This window comes from Ruegeria sp. AM5, from assembly GCF_056540645.1.
The window spans coordinates 1-1,727 of the sequence record NZ_JBQFXC010000027.1; the positions used below are offsets into that span (position 1 = coordinate 1).

At 50.3% G+C, this 1,727-nt stretch carries 1 protein-coding gene and 1 pseudogene; both read right to left on the minus strand.

Features of this window, described 5'->3' with window-relative positions:
• Positions 1-200: 200 nt before the first annotated feature.
• A pseudogene (locus ACR0AH_RS21075) lies at positions 201-570 on the minus strand (RadC family protein); the annotation flags it as partial.
• A gap of 738 nt (positions 571-1,308) precedes the next feature.
• Complete coding sequence (locus ACR0AH_RS21080) at positions 1,309-1,500, minus strand: hypothetical protein (RefSeq protein WP_170734261.1); 192 nt, start codon at positions 1,498-1,500, stop codon at positions 1,309-1,311.
• Positions 1,501-1,727 lie beyond the last annotated feature (227 nt).

The window sequence follows — 1,727 nt, forward strand, 5'->3', positions numbered from 1 at the left end:
CAAATCCGCCGCATAATCACAACAACCAGTTGAGCCAGACCCTCTCTTAGTTCAGGCGGCCATCTGTCCCAAAATCCCTGACGACGGACAAATCTGTGCCTGTGCCATCCTATACCCGACAGCTTCTATAACGCGCAGATGGTAGTGAACCCGGTCACTAGCCACATCTAACTTGAGAATTCGGTGCTTTGAGGTTGCAATGACCCCATTCAGGTCGCCGAACTCAGCCAGCAGACGTTTGGCCAATGGCTTAATGTCGATCCTCGGAATTGCTTTGAAAAGTAGCAGCTCTGAAAGCTCATATTCCGGCATTGGATCGTGACCGCCTTTGAGAAAGCGTTGCCGCAGTCGCTCGCGATGCCCCCAATTGTGAGGCCGGTTAGCCCCGTCGTCGTCTTTAATCAGGCCACCACCAGCAGCATTCTTTCGTGAAAGTCGGTCTCGATACACGTATGACGGCGGGTGTGCAGGTTCGGTTATGGCGTTGGGTGGTGGGCTGCGTGCGTACAACTCATCCAATCCCTTCAATTCTTCCTCTGAAAATCCGTTGTGATCGTCATACTTGACCAGCTTGCCGAACCTTTTTCTATCTCAGCCTATTACCTCTTTCAAATTGTCCAGTATTGCCGACTTTTTCATGGTTACCGCTCGATGCACCAGCCCATGGCCCATGCCCACAAGTTGGTTAACGAGTTGTAAAAGCTTATTATTTGTTGCGAACACGTGGTTGAATTCATCATGTTCGTTCGAACTGATGCAGCCAGACTTAGGTGAAGATAAACTCGTCCGTCAAAAGGAGTGTCTTTGTGTAGTGCCGACCGCGAGGCTCAAGTGCTGAAGGGCGCGTGGGAGTGTTAGCGGCTCGGTCAGCAAATCCGATGTGGAGTTTGCGGCGCTTAGGTCTACTGAGCAAGAAAAACACTGCGGCACGCGTGCCGACAAGGTCACTAGGTATCGCGACCAGTTCAGTTCTTGTCCGAGAATGCTGAGCCATTCTCTACTCCAATTGTCTGAGCATGCAGGACAATAACTCAATCGGTATTCGGTCGCAGCAAAATTTCCTGTTGCTAAAAGAATCGGCAAATTGGTGCTCAATGATTGCATCTCAGAAACCTCCTTTGAGCCTTATTTGTTTCCTTCTTGTTCTTTCTTTTTTGGGTATTATGACACCTCAATGGCATCGATATAGGGGCAGAACATGGAAGCGCACACGAAACAATTCAGAAGTCAGAACAGAGGGCGAATGTACGTTTACCAATATGGTAAAAGCACACTTTAGAAAGCAAAGGCCCCGCCTAAGCGGGGCCGTTACAGATAGGTCGAGAACAACACAGCAAGCCGCTCTTTGTTGCGTTGAGACGTAAACGGCGTCCTCTGCATGGCTTCGTGAATTTGCGCCACAAAGCTTAGGTCCAATCTGCCGATGGTACCGCCTCGATTGAGTGCATCGTCGATTTCGAGCTCGTCGATTTCGCTCAAGGTAAGGCGGGGTCCGCTCATGGCCGAGAGTCGTGCAGCTTGGGTTTTATTCGACTAAAGAAGCGTTTAGCGTCCTCTATATGAAAAAAATTGTCCAACTGGCTTTGGTCTCATTCGCTGTGGCCACAGTCACCGGTGCAAAATCCGGGTGTCTGACTGTCCGTCGTCAGGGATTTTGGGACAGATGGCCGCCTGAACTAAGAGAGGGTCTGGCTCAACTGGTTGTTGTGATTATGCGGCGGATTTGC

Excerpts from the sequence above, each read along its gene's own strand:
- ACR0AH_RS21080 (WP_170734261.1), bottom strand. The coding sequence starts at position 1,500 with ATGAGCGGACCCCGCCTTACCTTGAGCGAAATCGACGAGCTCGAAATC.